The 15,649-nt window shown below is 44.6% G+C and carries 15 protein-coding genes; 3 read left to right on the forward strand and 12 right to left on the reverse strand.

What is annotated here, in order from left to right; translation table 11 throughout:
• The first annotated feature begins 84 nt into the window (after positions 1–84).
• Positions 85–1,017, forward strand: a complete 933-nt coding sequence (locus tag FTU69_RS05820; protein ID WP_075168247.1) for a hypothetical protein — start codon at positions 85–87, stop codon at positions 1,015–1,017.
• A 398-nt stretch (positions 1,018–1,415) separates the two neighbouring features.
• A complete protein-coding gene (locus FTU69_RS05825; protein ID WP_005176552.1) occupies positions 1,416–1,556 on the forward strand; it encodes a hypothetical protein in 141 nt (46 codons plus the stop codon).
• 62 nt (positions 1,557–1,618) lie between these two features.
• Here FTU69_RS05825 and serC read toward each other — a convergent pair whose 3' ends face one another.
• The 7 genes from serC to FTU69_RS05860 all read right to left on the reverse strand — a co-directional run bounded on the left by serC (position 1,619) and on the right by FTU69_RS05860 (position 10,580).
• The gene (gene serC / locus FTU69_RS05830) at positions 1,619–2,698 is read right to left on the reverse strand and encodes a 3-phosphoserine/phosphohydroxythreonine transaminase (RefSeq protein WP_180103596.1); all 1,080 of its coding nucleotides are present in this window, start codon (positions 2,696–2,698) and stop codon (positions 1,619–1,621) included.
• Between the two features lie 295 nt (positions 2,699–2,993).
• A complete protein-coding gene (locus tag FTU69_RS05835; protein WP_005176544.1) occupies positions 2,994–3,425 on the reverse strand; it encodes a hypothetical protein in 432 nt (143 codons plus the stop codon).
• Positions 3,426–3,493: 68 nt separating this feature from the next.
• Positions 3,494–6,457 (reverse strand): DNA gyrase subunit A, encoded by a 2,964-nt coding sequence (gene gyrA, locus FTU69_RS05840; RefSeq protein WP_180103597.1) that lies wholly within the window; start codon positions 6,455–6,457, stop codon positions 3,494–3,496.
• 439 nt (positions 6,458–6,896) lie between these two features.
• Entirely contained in the window at positions 6,897–7,598 is a 702-nt protein-coding gene (locus FTU69_RS05845) for a hypothetical protein (RefSeq protein WP_016659995.1), read from the reverse strand.
• A gap of 175 nt (positions 7,599–7,773) precedes the next feature.
• Positions 7,774–8,706 carry an FAD-binding protein gene (locus FTU69_RS05850; protein WP_005176532.1) on the reverse strand — a complete coding sequence of 311 codons (933 nt, stop codon included), beginning with the start codon at positions 8,704–8,706 and terminating at the stop codon, positions 7,774–7,776.
• A gap of 18 nt (positions 8,707–8,724) precedes the next feature.
• Positions 8,725–9,474, reverse strand: a complete 750-nt coding sequence (locus FTU69_RS05855; RefSeq protein ID WP_005176529.1) for an electron transfer flavoprotein subunit beta/FixA family protein — start codon at positions 9,472–9,474, stop codon at positions 8,725–8,727.
• 500 nt (positions 9,475–9,974) lie between these two features.
• Positions 9,975–10,580, reverse strand: coding sequence for a LysE family translocator (locus tag FTU69_RS05860; protein WP_180103598.1), 606 nt, complete (start codon positions 10,578–10,580; stop codon positions 9,975–9,977).
• A gap of 113 nt (positions 10,581–10,693) precedes the next feature.
• On the opposite strand from FTU69_RS05860, the gene FTU69_RS05865 reads away from it, so the two are divergent.
• Positions 10,694–11,188, forward strand: coding sequence for an Lrp/AsnC family transcriptional regulator (locus FTU69_RS05865; RefSeq protein ID WP_016659993.1), 495 nt, complete (start codon positions 10,694–10,696; stop codon positions 11,186–11,188).
• An 82-nt stretch (positions 11,189–11,270) separates the two neighbouring features.
• On the opposite strand, the gene FTU69_RS05870 is transcribed toward FTU69_RS05865, so the two are convergent.
• The 5 genes from FTU69_RS05870 to lysA form a co-directional block, all read right to left on the reverse strand.
• Complete coding sequence (locus tag FTU69_RS05870) at positions 11,271–11,642, reverse strand: hypothetical protein (protein ID WP_180087895.1); 372 nt, start codon at positions 11,640–11,642, stop codon at positions 11,271–11,273.
• Positions 11,643–11,856: 214 nt separating this feature from the next.
• Positions 11,857–12,783 (reverse strand): tyrosine recombinase XerC, encoded by a 927-nt coding sequence (locus FTU69_RS05875; RefSeq protein WP_075167151.1) that lies wholly within the window; start codon positions 12,781–12,783, stop codon positions 11,857–11,859.
• Between the two features lie 34 nt (positions 12,784–12,817).
• Positions 12,818–13,441: an alpha/beta fold hydrolase gene (locus FTU69_RS05880; protein WP_180103599.1), complete on the reverse strand. Its 624-nt coding sequence runs from the start codon at positions 13,439–13,441 to the stop codon at positions 12,818–12,820.
• A gap of 89 nt (positions 13,442–13,530) precedes the next feature.
• Positions 13,531–14,376: a diaminopimelate epimerase gene (dapF, locus tag FTU69_RS05885; RefSeq protein WP_180103600.1), complete on the reverse strand. Its 846-nt coding sequence runs from the start codon at positions 14,374–14,376 to the stop codon at positions 13,531–13,533.
• A gap of 13 nt (positions 14,377–14,389) precedes the next feature.
• Entirely contained in the window at positions 14,390–15,634 is a 1,245-nt protein-coding gene (gene lysA / locus FTU69_RS05890) for a diaminopimelate decarboxylase (RefSeq protein WP_016659989.1), read from the reverse strand.
• Between the last annotated feature and the right edge of the window lie 15 nt (positions 15,635–15,649).

A 15,649-nucleotide genomic window follows, 5' to 3' on the forward strand; every position in this document is an offset into this window, starting at 1 on the left:
GAGAAATCGGTGCCCAGACTTGAAAAATTTAAAACACCCTCGATTAAATAGATTAAGGCCACTCGACATTCTCTTAACGTGCTTATGAAAAATCAGAACAGACCAGACATTATTACCATTGAAGATCAAAGTTTTGGCAGCCATGTAGAGCATTGGACGCTGCTCACCGATCAGCCGAATGTTGATGTTCCCAAATGGTTAGGTCAGGCACTGGATGCACCCATCATGCCAATGGGGCTATGCGCACAAGAATGTGATATGGATGACAGCACCTGGCTGATTCAGGGTCCGGTCAAACAGCCGATTCAACTGGCGCAGGTCATTGCCGTAGAGGCCAATCAGCCGAAAGCGGTTAAAACGGCCTTTCCATGTTTTGAAAGCCCGTATAAAACCCCGGTGACCATTGAACGGATTATTAGCTGCCCTTCCAATACCCAGGCGGTTTTGGGATTAAATCTGGGTGAAAACACCACGGTCTATGCCTTTGACAGTCTGTATAGCGTCAATCACCACCAGTACCAAAAAGACCAGACTTATATCGCGCATCTGAATGGTTGGGCTTACGAGCTGGAAGCCGTGGCAGAAGATGAGCAACTGATTGTTGATGATCCGGCCTCGATTAAACATCACCGTGCCTTAAATGATATTCTGGCGGCCAATAATGGTGTTGCCCCGGCCAATTTGCAGGAACAGATTGACGCCTGGGAGCCAAAATCTGAAGAAGATAAAGCCCCGGTGACCGTGAATTTCTCCAAAATGGTGGCCTATTTATATGGTGAAGTCTTAGGACAGGAAGATGAAGCCTGGTTCCAGGGCAATGTGGTCGGTAAAACCCAAGCGCAATTTATGAATCAGGATTACACCCTGTATGATGTCTGCCTGATTCATGAAGACAACCAGCCAGCCACTTTAATCCGTATTGCGACCAAAGAACCCAAGTTTGCTGATTTTGAAATTGGCCAGTTCATTCGCGGAAATATCTGGATTCAGGTCAGTATTTACGCGAAAAAACAATAATTTATATTTAAAGAAAGACCTGCTTCAATATGAGCTTTCAGCTTGAAGCAGGTCTTTTTTGTATCTTTTGAATTTATTTGATTATATTTTATCCACAGTTTTATTCTAAATAGCACTATTTTAAATTCAAAAATCACTTATTTATCCACAGTTTTAAATTTTAAAGCTTATTATTTAATCTCTATTGATTTTCATAGACTTAGATTAAATCTGTTTAAAAATTGAATATTGAATAAATCCGGTCAACAGAATGAAGAGATGATGTTCTGATTTTAAATCGGCTGAAAAGTTTATTAAGGAAAATGTATTTAGTACTTTATTTAACCAATTTTTTATGTTAATAATATGTGACAAATCGAAAGTATCAACGATAAATAGATCACTGGAATATAATATCTATGAAAATCGTGCAAGAAGAAAACTTACAATCTGTTGAACATCAAATGGGTCAGCGTTATCGTCTGGATAAAATGTCCTGCCTGTTTTTTGTTCTAGGCATGATGATTTCTGCCTACCTGCTGCATCAATTTATTTTTTAATCCGTATTCCATATCCCATAAAAAAGCCCATCCTGATGATGGGCTTTTTCGTATACGCTGGATTAGCCGTTGCGTTTGGCAAAGTCATCCATAAAGTTAACCAGTGCCTGAACACCTTCAAGTGGCACGGCATTATAAATGCTGGCACGCATACCACCAACTGAACGGTGACCAGCCAGATTCAACAGATGATTGGCTTCCGCTTCTTGCAGGAACTGTTTTTCCAGATCGGCATTGGCCAGCGTAAATGGTACGTTCATGATCGAACGGTTGGCTTCAACAATCGGGTTGGCGTAGAAATCGCTTGAATCGATATAACCATAAAGCAGTTTGGCTTTTTCAAGGTTGGTCTGATGCATGGCATCAACCCCACCATTTTCCAGTAACCATTCAAAAACCAGACCGGATAAATACCAGGCATAGGTCGATGGCGTATTCACCATTGAACCATTTTTCGCCTGATCTGAATATTTCAGGATGCTTGGAATTTCCGGCTTGGCCTGATCCAGTAAATCTTCACGGATAATCACCAGGGTTAAACCTGCCGGGCCAATATTTTTCTGTGCACCCGCATAAATTAAACCAAACTTGCTAACATCTAGCGGTGCAGACAGAATGCTAGATGAATAGTCACACACCAACGGCTTGTCGGTTTCAGGAATGCTGGCAAATTGCAGACCACCAATGGTTTCATTGTCGGCATAATGCACATAAGCTGCATCTGCAGATAAATCCCACTCGCTTTGCGCGCTAATCGCATGTTTACCATCAATATGAATACCTGCGTTCACGACATGAATATCGCCATAACGCTGTGCTTCTTTTAATGCTTTTTCAGACCAGATACCAGTATGGATATAATCGGCCTTGTCATTTTTACCGAGCAGGTTTAATGGAATTGCCGAGAATTGTAAGGATGCCCCACCCTGCAAGAACAGTACTTTATAGTTCTCAGGAATGTTCATGAGTTTGCGTAAATCGGCTTCTGCTTTTTCTGCAACCGCAACATAATCTTTGCTACGATGGCTCATTTCCATGATCGAAAGGCCTTTGCCGTGCCAGTCCAGCATTTCTGCTTGAGCTTTTTCTAATACGGCAGTGGGTAATGCAGCAGGGCCAGCACAGAAGTTGTACGCGCGCATGATTTTTCCTTGTCAAGGTGAAACACAATAAAATAGGCATTTAACCACATCTTGCTCGGGCTTGCACAAAATTATTTCAATCTTGGCACGCAGATACAGTCGAAAAATCAATATAGATTCACAAGATAATTTTAACTTTTCCAGCAGATTGGAAGCCTATTCATCTCTATATCTGGCCCAATGTGGATGACCTTTTTCTCTTGATTAAATGTAATTTGCGCTGATCTTAAGCATATATGCAGTAATACGCAGCGATCTGGTAAAGCTTAGTAAAATGTAGTGATTAAGAGTGCACTCACTCACCAAATACCTGAATATTCAAGTTGCGGATTTTACTGCTACCGCCCGGCTGGTCAAAGCTGACGTCATATTGCACCAGATTTTTTGGATACGCATATTCATAGCTAATCTTGTACTGCCCCGGCTGATTGCTACCGGTTTCAATACTTTTGGTCATCAGGGTACGCGACTTATACTCGTCTTTTGGAATCACCTTGGCAAAGCGTTTCATGACTTTCTGATTGTCCTGAAAATGGCTTTTGAGTTCTGGCTCGAGATGATTCAGAAACTGCTCGAACTCGCCATCACGTAAATTGTCATAGGCCGCCTGTGCCACCTGTTCCTGCTGCGGACTCGGGTTTGGAATGGCGTCCATGGCTTTTTGACCCAGCTGATCACATCCGGCCAAAGCCAGAACACTCAAGCCCATCCATAATTTAAGCTGCATATTGGGTTATTCCTGTACGGTACTGTGTAAAAAAGGACGCCGAAGCGTCCTTTTCATGAGAAGAGAAATTATTCTTCAGCCGGTTTTTCATCCTGCTCAGCAGATGCTGCATCGGTCTCTAGCGTATCTAAAGCTGTATTTTCATCAGCTAAATCTTCAGAAAATTCATCTTCTTCCACGGCTTCAATCGCTTCTACACCCACCAGCGTTTCGTTTTCACCTAAACGGATTAAACGTACACCTTGCGCATTACGACCGGTTTCCGCCACTTCCGAAGCACGGGTACGTACCAGCGTACCGCCATCCGAAATCAGCATCAATTCTTTCGAAGCATCAATGGCCACCGCGCCGACCAGTTCACCGTTACGTTCAGAGGTCTTGATTGCAATTACACCCTTACCGCCACGTTTTTTGGTCGGGAAGTCATCGACCGGAGTACGTTTACCATAACCATTGGCGGATGCACACAGCACTTCACCGGTTTCTGGCACCACGACCAGCGACACAATCCGGCTAACAAAATTGCTATCGGTTGCATCATCTTCGCTATCGGCTGTATCGTCTTCGGCCTCTTCCGCTTGAGCTGCACCAATGGTGACACGCATACCACGCACACCTTTGGCTGAACGGCCCATGGCACGAACATCAGTTTCAGCAAAACGGATTGCCTTACCTTCATTCGAGAACAGCATAATCTGCTGCTCGCCATCGGTAATCGCCACGCCAATCAGGGTGTCTTCTTCGTTCAGTTCAATGGCACGTAAACCGTTAGAACGCACATTGCTGAACTGCTCCAGCTCGACACGTTTAACCGTACCAGACGCTGTTGCCATAAACACATAGAAGTTTTTGCGCAGATTTTCAGCCTGCTCGGCAAATTCTGCAACAATTTCATCATCCAGGTTTGTGGCTGACAGCTCTAGGCCCAGCTGCTTTAACTGAACACGCAAGGCATCCGACAGATCATCACCATCTGCCAGTTCTGCAAATGCGGCTTCAAGTTCGGCATAATGGCTAGCAATCACTTGATTTTGCTGTAATAGTGCTGAGTTGGCTTTCACAAAACTACGGAAATCGGCCAGACGCTCTTTGAATTTCTTCGGTGCATCAATTACTGGCAGAATCGCGGTAATGGTTTCATTGGCATCTAATGGCAACAGGTTGACCATTGGACGGCCTTTCGAACCACGTGAAGCTTGTGGCACTTCAAATACTTTCAGGCGATAGACCTTACCGACATCGGTAAAGCACAGTACGGTCGCGTGGTTCGAGGTGACAATCAGATGCTGGATATAATCATCTTCTTTCATGCTTGTGGCAGACTTACCACGACCACCACGGCGCTGAGCCTGATAATCGGACAATGGCTGAGTCTTGGCATAACCGGATTGTGAAACGGTTAACACCACCTGCTCTTCAGGAATTAAATCTTCACGCGAGAAGTCGATGCGGGATTCAACAATTTCAGTGCGACGTGCATCGCCATATTGCTGCAATACCAGCGCCAGCTCTTCACGAATCACCGCCATCAATAAATTAAAGTCATTTAAAATAGCAGTGTATTCAGCGATTTGCGCCAGAATTTCAGAATATTCTGCATGTAACTTGTCTTGTTCCAGACCGGTTAAGCGGTGTAAACGCAGTTCCAGAATCGCACCGACCTGCGCTGGAGAAAGACGATAAACATCTCCATCCAAACCAAATGGACGGCTTAAATCTTCACCTTCAATTTCATCCGGGCGAATAGACACGGAACCGGCTTTTTCCAGCAATGCCACCACACCACCAGCGGCCCATTCGCCAGCCTGTAAACGCTCACGCGCTTCGGCCGGGTTGGCAGAAGTTTTAATGGTTTCGATGATGGCATCAATATTCGCCAAAGCAACGGTCAGGCCTTCCAAGATATGACCGCGTTCACGTGCTTTGCGCAGTTCATACATGGTACGGCGAGTCACCACTTCCTGGCGGTGACGGATAAACGCAGCAATGATGTCTTTCAGGTTCATCAATTTTGGCTGGCCGTTGTCGAGGCAGACCATATTGATACTGAACGAGTTCTCCAGCTGCGTATTCAGGAACAGATTATTGACGATGACTTCGGCATTCTCACCACGTTTCAAGTCAATCGCAATTCGCATACCGTCTTTATCGGACTCGTCACGTAGCTCCGATATTCCTTCCAGTTTTTTCTCTTTAACCAGTTCAGCAATACGCTCAATGGTTTTGGCCTTGTTGACCTGATACGGAATTTCAGTAAAGACAATGGTGGTACGACCGGATTTCTGGTCTTCTTCAAAATGATATTTACCACGAATATGCAAACGGCCTTTACCGGTACGGTAAGCATCGACAATACCCGATTTACCGTAAATGATGCCGCCTGTCGGGAAGTCTGGACCACTGATGTGTTCCATCAGGCCTTCAATGCTGATATTTGGATTATCGGCATAGGCCAAGCAGGCATTAATCACTTCGGTAAGGTTATGCGGTGCCATGTTGGTCGCCATACCGACGGCAATACCGGCAGAACCATTCACCAGCAGGTTTGGAATACGGGTTGGTAGAACGTCAGGAATACGCTCCGAGCCATCGTAGTTATCGACCCAATCTACGGTATCTTTTTCCAGATCGGCCAGGAGTTCATGGGCCAGCTTGGTCATACGTACTTCGGTATAACGCATTGCGGCCGCACTATCGCCATCAATCGAACCGAAGTTACCCTGACCATCCACCAGTTGATAACGCAGACTAAAGTCTTGCGCCATACGAACGATGGTTTCATAGACTGCATAATCGCCGTGTGGATGGTATTTACCGATCACATCACCCACAACACGGGCAGACTTTTTGTAGGCTTTGTTGTAGTCATTGCCCAATTCGTGCATTGCATAAAGCACACGACGATGAACAGGTTTTAAACCATCTCGTACATCTGGCAATGCCCGTGACACAATCACGCTCATTGCATAATCGAGATATGAATGCTTGAGTTCATCCTCAATGGCAATCGGTCTAATTTCCGATACGCTCATGCATACTCCTTGTTATACAAGCAGATTTCTGCCCGCATTTTATATCGTAAATTTGGCAAAAAATTTAACTCAAAACTTGAGTTAAAAAACGAAAAATTAGCTGGGAATTATAGCATAAATAGTCCTATTTTTGTGTCATCCTGTTCATCTTAATCTCGTTAATTTTCTAATGTTTAAAGATGAGTTTTTGGTACATTTTTAAGCTATTTTTGCCAATCGGTCTTGCAGCTACTTTTCATCAGCATATCCAGCTGTGAAATCCATCGCGCCACATGGCATTTCTGCTCATTTGATCAATATTGCGCTATGCATAAAATATACGCTTTGCGACAAAATTGGCCTTGGATCAAGCAATCTTCTTTTTTGAAATAAAAGACATAAAAAAATCATGCCTCGGACAAGGCATGATTTATATTTGAGAGCATGATGTGAAACCGACTTAGTTCTTGGCCACCGCTTCGTGATCATCCAGCTCCAGATATACTGGCTCGGCCACCACTGGCGGTTTATCCTGCTTCATAATATGCAGAGTCATCATGAATAAGCCCAGGATTAACGGGAATTCATACATTTCTTCCATAAAATCTTTATAAGCCACATCGTGCAGGAAAATAAAGCTGATGGCACGGCCATGTTCGATAGAATCTGCGGCAATTAGACCGACTACACTCAAAATTAAAACCCAGAGCGGCAAGGATACCGACTTAAATTTACGCACAATTTCGGCACGCAAATGACGAGAGAACAGCATAAACACCACAGGCGCAATCAGCACAATTGAAATCGCTCTGAAATACACTTTCGGCACTTCCGGAAAATAATCTCGCCCCCAGCTGATACTGCGGCCAAACAACAATAGCCACCAGCAAATTGCCCATAACCAGAACTGCTTTTGTCCATCCGCCAAATCAAAAGGACGGATATAAAAATAACTGAATATTGCACAGAACAATAATAAAAAAGCCTGAACATTTTCAACGCCACGCACGAGCTGACCATCTAAAAGTGGCAGATGCAAATCGACCAGGAATGGCAAACCTAGACACAGCAGAAATAAGATAAAGACTTGATTGGACAATCGGGTATCAAAACTCAATGGGAGACTCCGGCTGACGAAATCAAAGATTTCAAAAACCGGCATACTAGCATAATTTTTAGACTCTTCTGCTGTTTATTGAATTTAACAATACTAAAAATGTTAAATTTTGATGAATTCCGATAAAAAATTACAGAATAAAAAACGCCCCTGAACAAAACAGCAAAGTAAAAACTTTTACTGCTTGCGCAAGAGCGTCTTTTTAACCGAAGTTCAGGAATTAGATTTTAGAAACCAATTCTGGAACTACAGTGTTCAAGTCACCTACTAACCAGTAGTCAGCTACTGCATTAATTGGTGCTTCTTCATCTTTGTTGATCGCAACGATCACTTTAGAATCTTTCATACCGGCCAAGTGCTGGATCGCACCTGAGATACCCACAGCGATGTACAGATCAGGCGCAACAATTTTACCTGTTTGACCAACCTGCATATCGTTCGGAACGAAGCCCGCGTCAACCGCTGCACGAGATGCACCTTGTGCTGCACCCAGTTTGTCTGCCAGTGGATCAAGTACTTTGTGATAGTTCTCACCTGAACCTACACCACGACCACCTGATACTACAATACGTGCAGCTGTTAATTCAGGACGTTCAGATTTCACGATTTCTTCGTTCACAAACTTAGAAATACCTGCATCGCCTGTAGATGCCGCAGCTTCAACCGCAGCTGAACCACCTTCCGCAGCAACCGCATCAAATGCTGTACCACGTACAGTACCGACAACAATTGCTTCTGAAGATTCAACAGTTGCAATCGCGTTACCGGCATAAATTGGACGCTTGAATGTATTTGGACTATCTACTGCAATAATGTCAGTAATCATGCTGACATCCAGCAATGCTGCAGCGCGAGGTAAAATGTTTTTACCTGTTGTTGTAGATGCTGCAAGGATATGGCTATAGCCTTTACCCAATTCAGCAACCAGTTTTGCGACATTTTCAGCCAGCTGATTTGCATAGGCAGCATCATCAGCCAGTAATACTTTGCTCACGCCCGCAACTTTAGCTGCCTGATCAGCAACTGCTTGCGCGCCAGAACCAGCAACCAATACAGTGATATCACCACCGATTTTTTGAGCTGCAGCCACAACGTTTAACGTTGCACCATTTAGTGCTTTGTTGTCGTGCTCAGCGATAACTAAAATACTCATGATTTATATCCTTCTGTATTAGATCACTTTCGCTTCATTTTTTAATTTTTCAACAAGCTCATCTACAGACTTCACTTGTACGCCCGCTTTACGTTCAGCTGGTGACTCAACTTTTACAGTTTTCAGTTTAGTCCCGGCTGATACACCGTAATCTGCAGGAGACTTGGTATCCAGCGGTTTTTTACGCGCTTTCATAATGTTTGGAAGTGCCGCATAACGTGGCTCATTCAAACGCAAGTCAGTCGTGATGATTGCTGGCAGTGATAATTCAACAGTTTGTAAACCGCCATCGATTTCACGTGTCACTTGTACTTTGTCGCCGTCTACTTTCACTTCAGAAGCGAATGTACCTTGACCTGCGCCCAGTAAAGCACCCAACATCTGACCCACCTGGTTTGAGTCATCATCGATTGCCTGTTTACCTAAAAGGATCAGTTGTGGCTGCTCTTGCTCAACAACACCTTTTAAAATTTTAGCCACTTCAAGTGCGCCAATTTCATCTGCAGTTTCAACTAAAATACCGCGGTCAGCACCAAGCGCCATAGCAGAACGGATTTGTTCCTGCGCTTCTTTAGGACCGATAGAAACAACAACGATTTCTGAAACTGTTCCTTTTTCTTTTAGACGAACCGCTTCTTCCACGGCGATTTCACAGAATGGGTTAATTGACATTTTAACGTTAGTAAGGTCAACCCCACTATTGTCCGGTTTAACGCGAACTTTAACGTTGGCATCAACCACACGTTTTACAGCAACAAGAGCCTTCATGTAATCCTCGGCTGTTTTAGTAAATGTAAAAGATGAGAAAAGTTAAGATAACTCTTCACTTAAATTTTTGTAGGTGTCTTATCTTGCAATGGGTTTGGCATTTCGGTCAAGTCACAATTGCCCAAGAAGCTGTAAAAATGCGTAAAAATAGCTGAACGTTGCGTTCATACTTTTTTCATCCAGCTTAACCCAGCTATATTTCAGCCAGATTAAGCTATATTTTAACCATTGATTTATATTATCTTTTTATCTTATGTATCACATCAGTTGTTCTGATTAACTAGCCAGCACAATAAAATGAATTATTATTCATTTTTTAACATAGCAGACCGAAACCTGGCTATTTTGATGTCATTTAGGATAGCAGTTTGTATCCCCTGCCAGACTTTGGTCTAAGATGACCATCGGTTCATTTCTGTTTTTGTAACAATTCTCTTTTTCACGCTCTCCATATAAAAAAGCATGTCGACCTAGGACATGCTTTTTCTAAATTTCACAGCTTAATTGACCATTAACCAGCTGGCCGCCAGCGCCAGTAAACCACCAGATGTACCATCAATCCACTTCTGTTTACGTTCATACAGCTGGGTTTTCTGGGTGATTTTGGCAAAGATCAGACTTAACGCGCAGTACACAATAAAAATTAGCCCAATAAAAATGCAGGACAATAACAAGCCTTGAGTAACGGTATTTCCAGTTTTATCAATAAACTGCGGCAAAATCGCAAAGTAAATCAGCATGCCTTTCGGATTCAATAGCGCCGTAAAAAATCCTTTGCGCACCGGATGACTGCTGCTGCGACTTTCAATCGCCAGCTTTTTCTTGCTCAATACCGACTTGAATAAACCCACCGCCAAATACAGCAAATATGCGATACCTAACCAGCGAATCGCCTCAAATAACAGCGGAAAGGACACGATTATCGCGGCAATTCCCAACGCCACCAGAATCGAATGCACTAGATAACCACAACATACACCGACTGTGGCCATCATGCCTGCTTTTGCATCTTTACCCATCACTTGCGACAAAATGAATAACATATCCGGCCCCGGCGTAAAAATCAGCGGCAACACAGTCAATGCAAAAAGTACCCATACAGACATTTCCTTTTACCCGTCTTACTTGAGAAAGTGAAAATTAGTATCTGCGAAACGCTATAAAATAGGATTTCAAATATTCTATAATCTAAATAATTTTTCAAATTATCTTCTAATTTATGAAGCAATATCCAAAGTCTGTTCGAATAAATCTGGATCGCATCGACAAAAATATCATTCGAGCTTTACAGAACAATGGCCGCATTCAGAATAACGATTTGGCCCGTGAAATTGGCCTGTCGCCGTCCTCCTGCTTAAGACGGGTGAAAATTTTAGAAGAAGCCGGAGTAATCCAGAATTACACTACGGTGGTGGACCCGCATAAGATTGGGTTTCAACTGATTTTATTTTCCCGGATCTGGCTGGTCGGGCAGGATGCCGAAACTATTGATACCTTCATTGAGGCGATGAAAGAATTACCGCAGGTGATGGAGTGCTATATTATTTTGGGGGAATGCGATGCGATGCTGAAAGTGGTGGTGCCCGATTTAGAAAGTTATCGTAAATTTCAGTCCACCCATTTAACCAAAAAAAATGGCATCACCAGTGTCAAAACCGATTTGCCAAGTCAAATTATTAAACAGAGTTTTCAGCTGCCGCTGGAAGATTTATAAGCCTAGTTGGCGATTTTGAAGATTGTTAAGTTGCAGCACGCAAGATAACCTTCTCTTGCTATGCTGCACGCAGTACTTATATTTAAGCCTGCTGACCATCCAAAAAGTCGCGGTGCACGTGGCTTAAATCAATCAGGTCATATTCAGCCAGATTAAACACTTTCCAGACCTGCATAAAATCTTCAGTTGCATCGACGGTTTGGGTCAATTGCTGGCTTTCCTGCCACTGACGATCGGAAATCCATAAATAGCCTTGACCTGTTTCCGTATGAACCGCCTGCACCTTACCTTGTGCGTTAATGCCTTGAATCACAGCCTGTTCAAGTAAAATAGCCTGCATGGCTGGCAGGTTAATTTCCACAAAGTGTTTCACCTGTCTTAAACCATAACCGGCAAAAATTTCTTTTTGCGCCGGACTCAGCTGTTCATATTTTTGTTGAATATCCGAAATCATATCTATGCCTTTACATTTTTCCCAAATCATCAATCAGGTTGGGTCCTCGGAATTTTTGTGCTCGTTCTGAATATTACTCGAGTCAAAAATTAACCCTCTTTATACGCCATCTCCACCTTTATTTTTATTCTACAATGGTGGCACATGCTCATGCCTGACACCTCTATTCTAGTCTTTCACCCGTGAATTGAAAGTCCTTTTCACTTGCCTCAATTCAGCCCTGCTCTTTGCGCTGCGCCCTTGGATGAGCCTGATCATAAACCTGCGCCAAATGATCAAAATCGACATGAGTATAAATTTGCGTGGTGGTCAAATTACTGTGCCCTAACATCTCCTGCACCGCACGCAAATCACGGCTATTAGATAACATGTGGCTGGCAAAACAATGTCGCAATAAGTGCGGATGCAAATCGACATTGACACCAGCACGCTGGGCCTGCAACTTGACCCGGTTTTCAATTTGCCGCGCACCGAGTGGCTGACCTTTTTCCGTAATAAACAGCTGCGCATCCGGGACAAAATCACCCTGCCACAGCGGATAAATCTGTAGCCAGCGCATCACACTGTCTTTGGCTTTAGAACCAAACGGTACCACCCGGGTTTTATTGCCCTTACCGGTAATCCGCAATAACTGCCGGTTAAAATCCAGATCTTTAATTCTTAAGCCCTGTACTTCCGCCAGGCGCAATCCACTGGAATACAGCAGCTCTAAAATCGCTTTATCACGGACCCAGAGCTGTTTTTGCCGCTCTGACTCCGGCTCTGGCTGATCTAAAATCTGCTGTACCGTTTCAATATCGACCATGCCCGGCAAAGGACGTGGCTGACGTTTTAACTGAAAATCATCAGCCGGATTAAACGCCAAATAACTCCCCTGTTCAGCCCATTTCATAAACTGGCGAATAGAAGACAACATGCGCTGCAAACTGCTGGAACTCAGCTGCTGCGCTTCGACCTTATACGCCAGAAACTCACGTAAGTCAGCGGTTTCCACATCGGCCAGCGGCATGTTTTTCTGCTGACAAAAATGAAGGAAATCACCAACATCACGTGCATAAGCATGCAAAGTATGTGCCGACTGATGCTGGATTTCGCGTTGTTTCAGCCACATCTCCAGTAACTGTTCAGCACTTAACTTCATCACACCATCCTATGTTCTGGTAAAAAATTGTCTTTTAAAAAGTAGCTTTGCAAAAATAGTCGTGTAAAAAACGGTTGATCTCCCCGGCGACACGTTCAGCCTGCGAGGATGCAAACCAGTGATCAGCATCGGGCATAATCACCAATCGGGCATTCGGCAACTGCCGGGCCAGAAACTCACCAACGGCAACCGGACTCAATTCATCCTGATCGGCCCAAAGCAATAACACCGGCAGATCAATACTGGCCAATTGTTCCGGATGATAATAGGTCTGATCTTCCACAAACCACTGCGGCAGCTTGGCCCATTGCAGGGGTTCAATCTCACGCCAGTCTTTGGCCTGAAACGGAGTTAAATCCAGTCCGCCCGAAGTAGCCATTAACACCAAGGCCCGAAGTCTATTCGGCTGCTGCAATGCAGCGGCTATGGCCAACACTCCGCCCATCGACTGGGCAATCAGAATGCTGTCCTCTTCAATCTGACTGATCACCCGCGTTTTCAGATCGGCCAGACTCTGAATGCTGGCATCGGCTTCTACCCCATCAAAACCAGGATAAGCAATCACGGTTTTCCGGGCCGATACTGGCAACCGGGCCATTAACGGCTGCCAGAATTGCTGACTACCTGAGGCACCCGGCAGAAAAACAAGTTTATGCATCATCATGGCTCTGCAGGCAAAACTCAAATCATCCTAACATAAAAAAGCACCGTGAATAGAACGGTGCTTTTGTATAGGAAATGGTCAGATTAGCCCTGGAAATAACGTAAATCCAGACGGCCTTCATAGACATTGGCAGTTGGACCGGTCATCCAGACCACATCGCCTTCTTTCCATTCGATCTGTAACTTGCCACCCGCCAGTTCAATTTCAACTTTGCTGGCCAGTAAGCCACGGCGCATGCCTGAAACTGCTGCTGCACACGCGCCCGTACCGCAGGCCAGCGTTTCACCGACACCACGTTCAAACACACGTAAACGGGCATGCTGTTCATCCAGAATTTGCATAAAACCGGCGTTCACGCGCTGCGGGAAACGCTCATGCGATTCAATTTGTGGACCTAAACGTGCGACATCAGCCGTCAGAATATCCTGCACAATGGTCACAGCATGTGGATTACCCATATTGACCACATCAATGCTCAGCTTCTCTTCATTGGCCAGCATCAGGTCATATAAGTTATCCGGTTCATCGGCAATAAACGGAATTTCTTGCGGCTGGAATTTCGGCTGCCCCATATTTACCCGCACCCAGCCATTTTGACCCAGTTCCGGCTCAACAATCCCGGCTTTGGTTTGCACCTTGATTTTGGTTTTACTGGTCAGCTGGCGCTCATGCACAAAACGGGCAAAACAGCGCACGCCATTGCCACACTGCTCGACTTCTGAACCATCGGCATTAAAAATACGGTATTTAAAATCGGCATTCGGAACATCAGGTGGCTCAACCACCAGCAACTGGTCAAACCCGACACCAAAGTGACGGTCGGCCAGACGCTGAATGGTCAGGCTATCGAAATAGGCGCGCTGGCTGATTAAATCAACCACCATAAAGTCATTGCCCAGACCATGCATCTTGGTAAATTCTAAAAACATCCTGATTTACTCCTTAAGGCAATAAACGCTCACGTTCCCAGAGTGATTCAATGGTTTCACGTTCACGAATCAGATGCGCCTGATCACCATCGACCATCACTTCTGCAGCACGGCCACGGCTGTTGTAGTTGGAGCTCATCACAAAACCATAAGCGCCGGCACCCAGCACTGCCAGTACATCGTTTTCCTGAATGGCAAGATCACGCTCTTTACCAAGGAAATCACCTGTTTCACAGATGGCACCGACTACATCCCACTGTTGGGTTTCGACATCGGTACGTGGCGTCACCGGCTGAATGTCCATCCACGCTTCATATAAAGCAGGACGAATCAGGTCATTCATTGCCGCATCAATAATTGCGAAATTACGGTGATTGGTCGGTTTGAGTAAATCGACTTTGGTCAGCAGCACACCGGCATTGGCGGAAATACTCCGGCCCGGTTCCATATACACTTTCAGGCCCAGTTTTTCTAAAGCCGGGCGCAGTGCATTGGCATATTCTTCAACCGATGGTGGAGTTTCATCTTTATAGGTCACGCCCAAACCACCACCAATATCAATGTGTTTGAGTGTAATGCCCATCTGTTTCAGCTGCTCAATCATCAGCATGACCCGATCCAGCGCATCAACAAAAGGCTGGGTTTCAGTCAGCTGTGAACCGATATGGCAGTCAATCCCGACAATGTCCAGATTAGGTAACGATGCCGCATATTGATAGGTATCAAATACACTATCTGATGGAATACCGAATTTGTTTTCTTTTAAACCGGTTGAAATATAAGGATGGGTTTTGGCATCGACATCCGGATTCACTCGTAAAGAAATTGGCGCTTTAACCTTCAGTTCAGCCGCCACTTTCTGAATCCGATCCAGCTCTGCATAGGATTCAACGTTAAAGCAGGCAATGCCCACTTCCAGTGCTTTTTTAATGTCAGCTTCGGTTTTGCCCAAACCAGAAAAAACGATTTTCGAAGCATCACCACCGGCTTTCAATACGCGTGCCAGCTCGCCGCCGGTCACGATATCAAAACCCGCACCGAGCTTGGCCAATACATTCAGCACCGCAATATTGGAGTTTGACTTGACCGCAAAACAGATTTGATGGTCGATAAAGCCAAAAGCACGATCCATATCTAAATAATGCTTTTCAAAGGTTGCTTTTGAATAAACATAAAGTGGTGTGCCAAATTGCTGCGCCAGCTGTTGTAAAGAACATTGTTCGGCGTGCAAAACCCCATTGATGCGGGTGAAACTCATGAATGTATCCTTTCT

This window comes from Acinetobacter sp. YH12134 (genome assembly GCF_013418555.1).
Lineage (GTDB): Bacteria > Pseudomonadota > Gammaproteobacteria > Pseudomonadales > Moraxellaceae > Acinetobacter > Acinetobacter indicus.

What these genes read in the sequence shown, in the direction of transcription:
- FTU69_RS05820 (WP_075168247.1), top strand. Translation starts at nt 85, where the DNA reads ATGAAAAATCAGAACAGACCAGACATTATTACCATTGAAGATCAAAGT.
- FTU69_RS05825 (WP_005176552.1), top strand. Translation starts at nt 1,416, where the DNA reads ATGAAAATCGTGCAAGAAGAAAACTTACAATCTGTTGAACATCAAATG.
- serC (WP_180103596.1), bottom strand. Translation starts at nt 2,698, where the DNA reads ATGCGCGCGTACAACTTCTGTGCTGGCCCTGCTGCATTACCCACTGCC.
- FTU69_RS05835 (WP_005176544.1), bottom strand. Translation starts at nt 3,425, where the DNA reads ATGCAGCTTAAATTATGGATGGGCTTGAGTGTTCTGGCTTTGGCCGGA.
- gyrA (WP_180103597.1), bottom strand. Translation starts at nt 6,457, where the DNA reads ATGAGCGTATCGGAAATTAGACCGATTGCCATTGAGGATGAACTCAAG.
- FTU69_RS05845 (WP_016659995.1), bottom strand. Translation starts at nt 7,598, where the DNA reads ATGCCGGTTTTTGAAATCTTTGATTTCGTCAGCCGGAGTCTCCCATTG.
- FTU69_RS05850 (WP_005176532.1), bottom strand. Translation starts at nt 8,706, where the DNA reads ATGAGTATTTTAGTTATCGCTGAGCACGACAACAAAGCACTAAATGGT.
- FTU69_RS05855 (WP_005176529.1), bottom strand. Translation starts at nt 9,474, where the DNA reads ATGAAGGCTCTTGTTGCTGTAAAACGTGTGGTTGATGCCAACGTTAAA.
- FTU69_RS05860 (WP_180103598.1), bottom strand. Translation starts at nt 10,580, where the DNA reads ATGTCTGTATGGGTACTTTTTGCATTGACTGTGTTGCCGCTGATTTTT.
- FTU69_RS05865 (WP_016659993.1), top strand. Translation starts at nt 10,694, where the DNA reads ATGAAGCAATATCCAAAGTCTGTTCGAATAAATCTGGATCGCATCGAC.
- FTU69_RS05870 (WP_180087895.1), bottom strand. Translation starts at nt 11,642, where the DNA reads ATGATTTCGGATATTCAACAAAAATATGAACAGCTGAGTCCGGCGCAA.
- FTU69_RS05875 (WP_075167151.1), bottom strand. Translation starts at nt 12,783, where the DNA reads ATGAAGTTAAGTGCTGAACAGTTACTGGAGATGTGGCTGAAACAACGC.
- FTU69_RS05880 (WP_180103599.1), bottom strand. Translation starts at nt 13,441, where the DNA reads ATGCATAAACTTGTTTTTCTGCCGGGTGCCTCAGGTAGTCAGCAATTC.
- dapF (WP_180103600.1), bottom strand. Translation starts at nt 14,376, where the DNA reads ATGTTTTTAGAATTTACCAAGATGCATGGTCTGGGCAATGACTTTATG.
- lysA (WP_016659989.1), bottom strand. Translation starts at nt 15,634, where the DNA reads ATGAGTTTCACCCGCATCAATGGGGTTTTGCACGCCGAACAATGTTCT.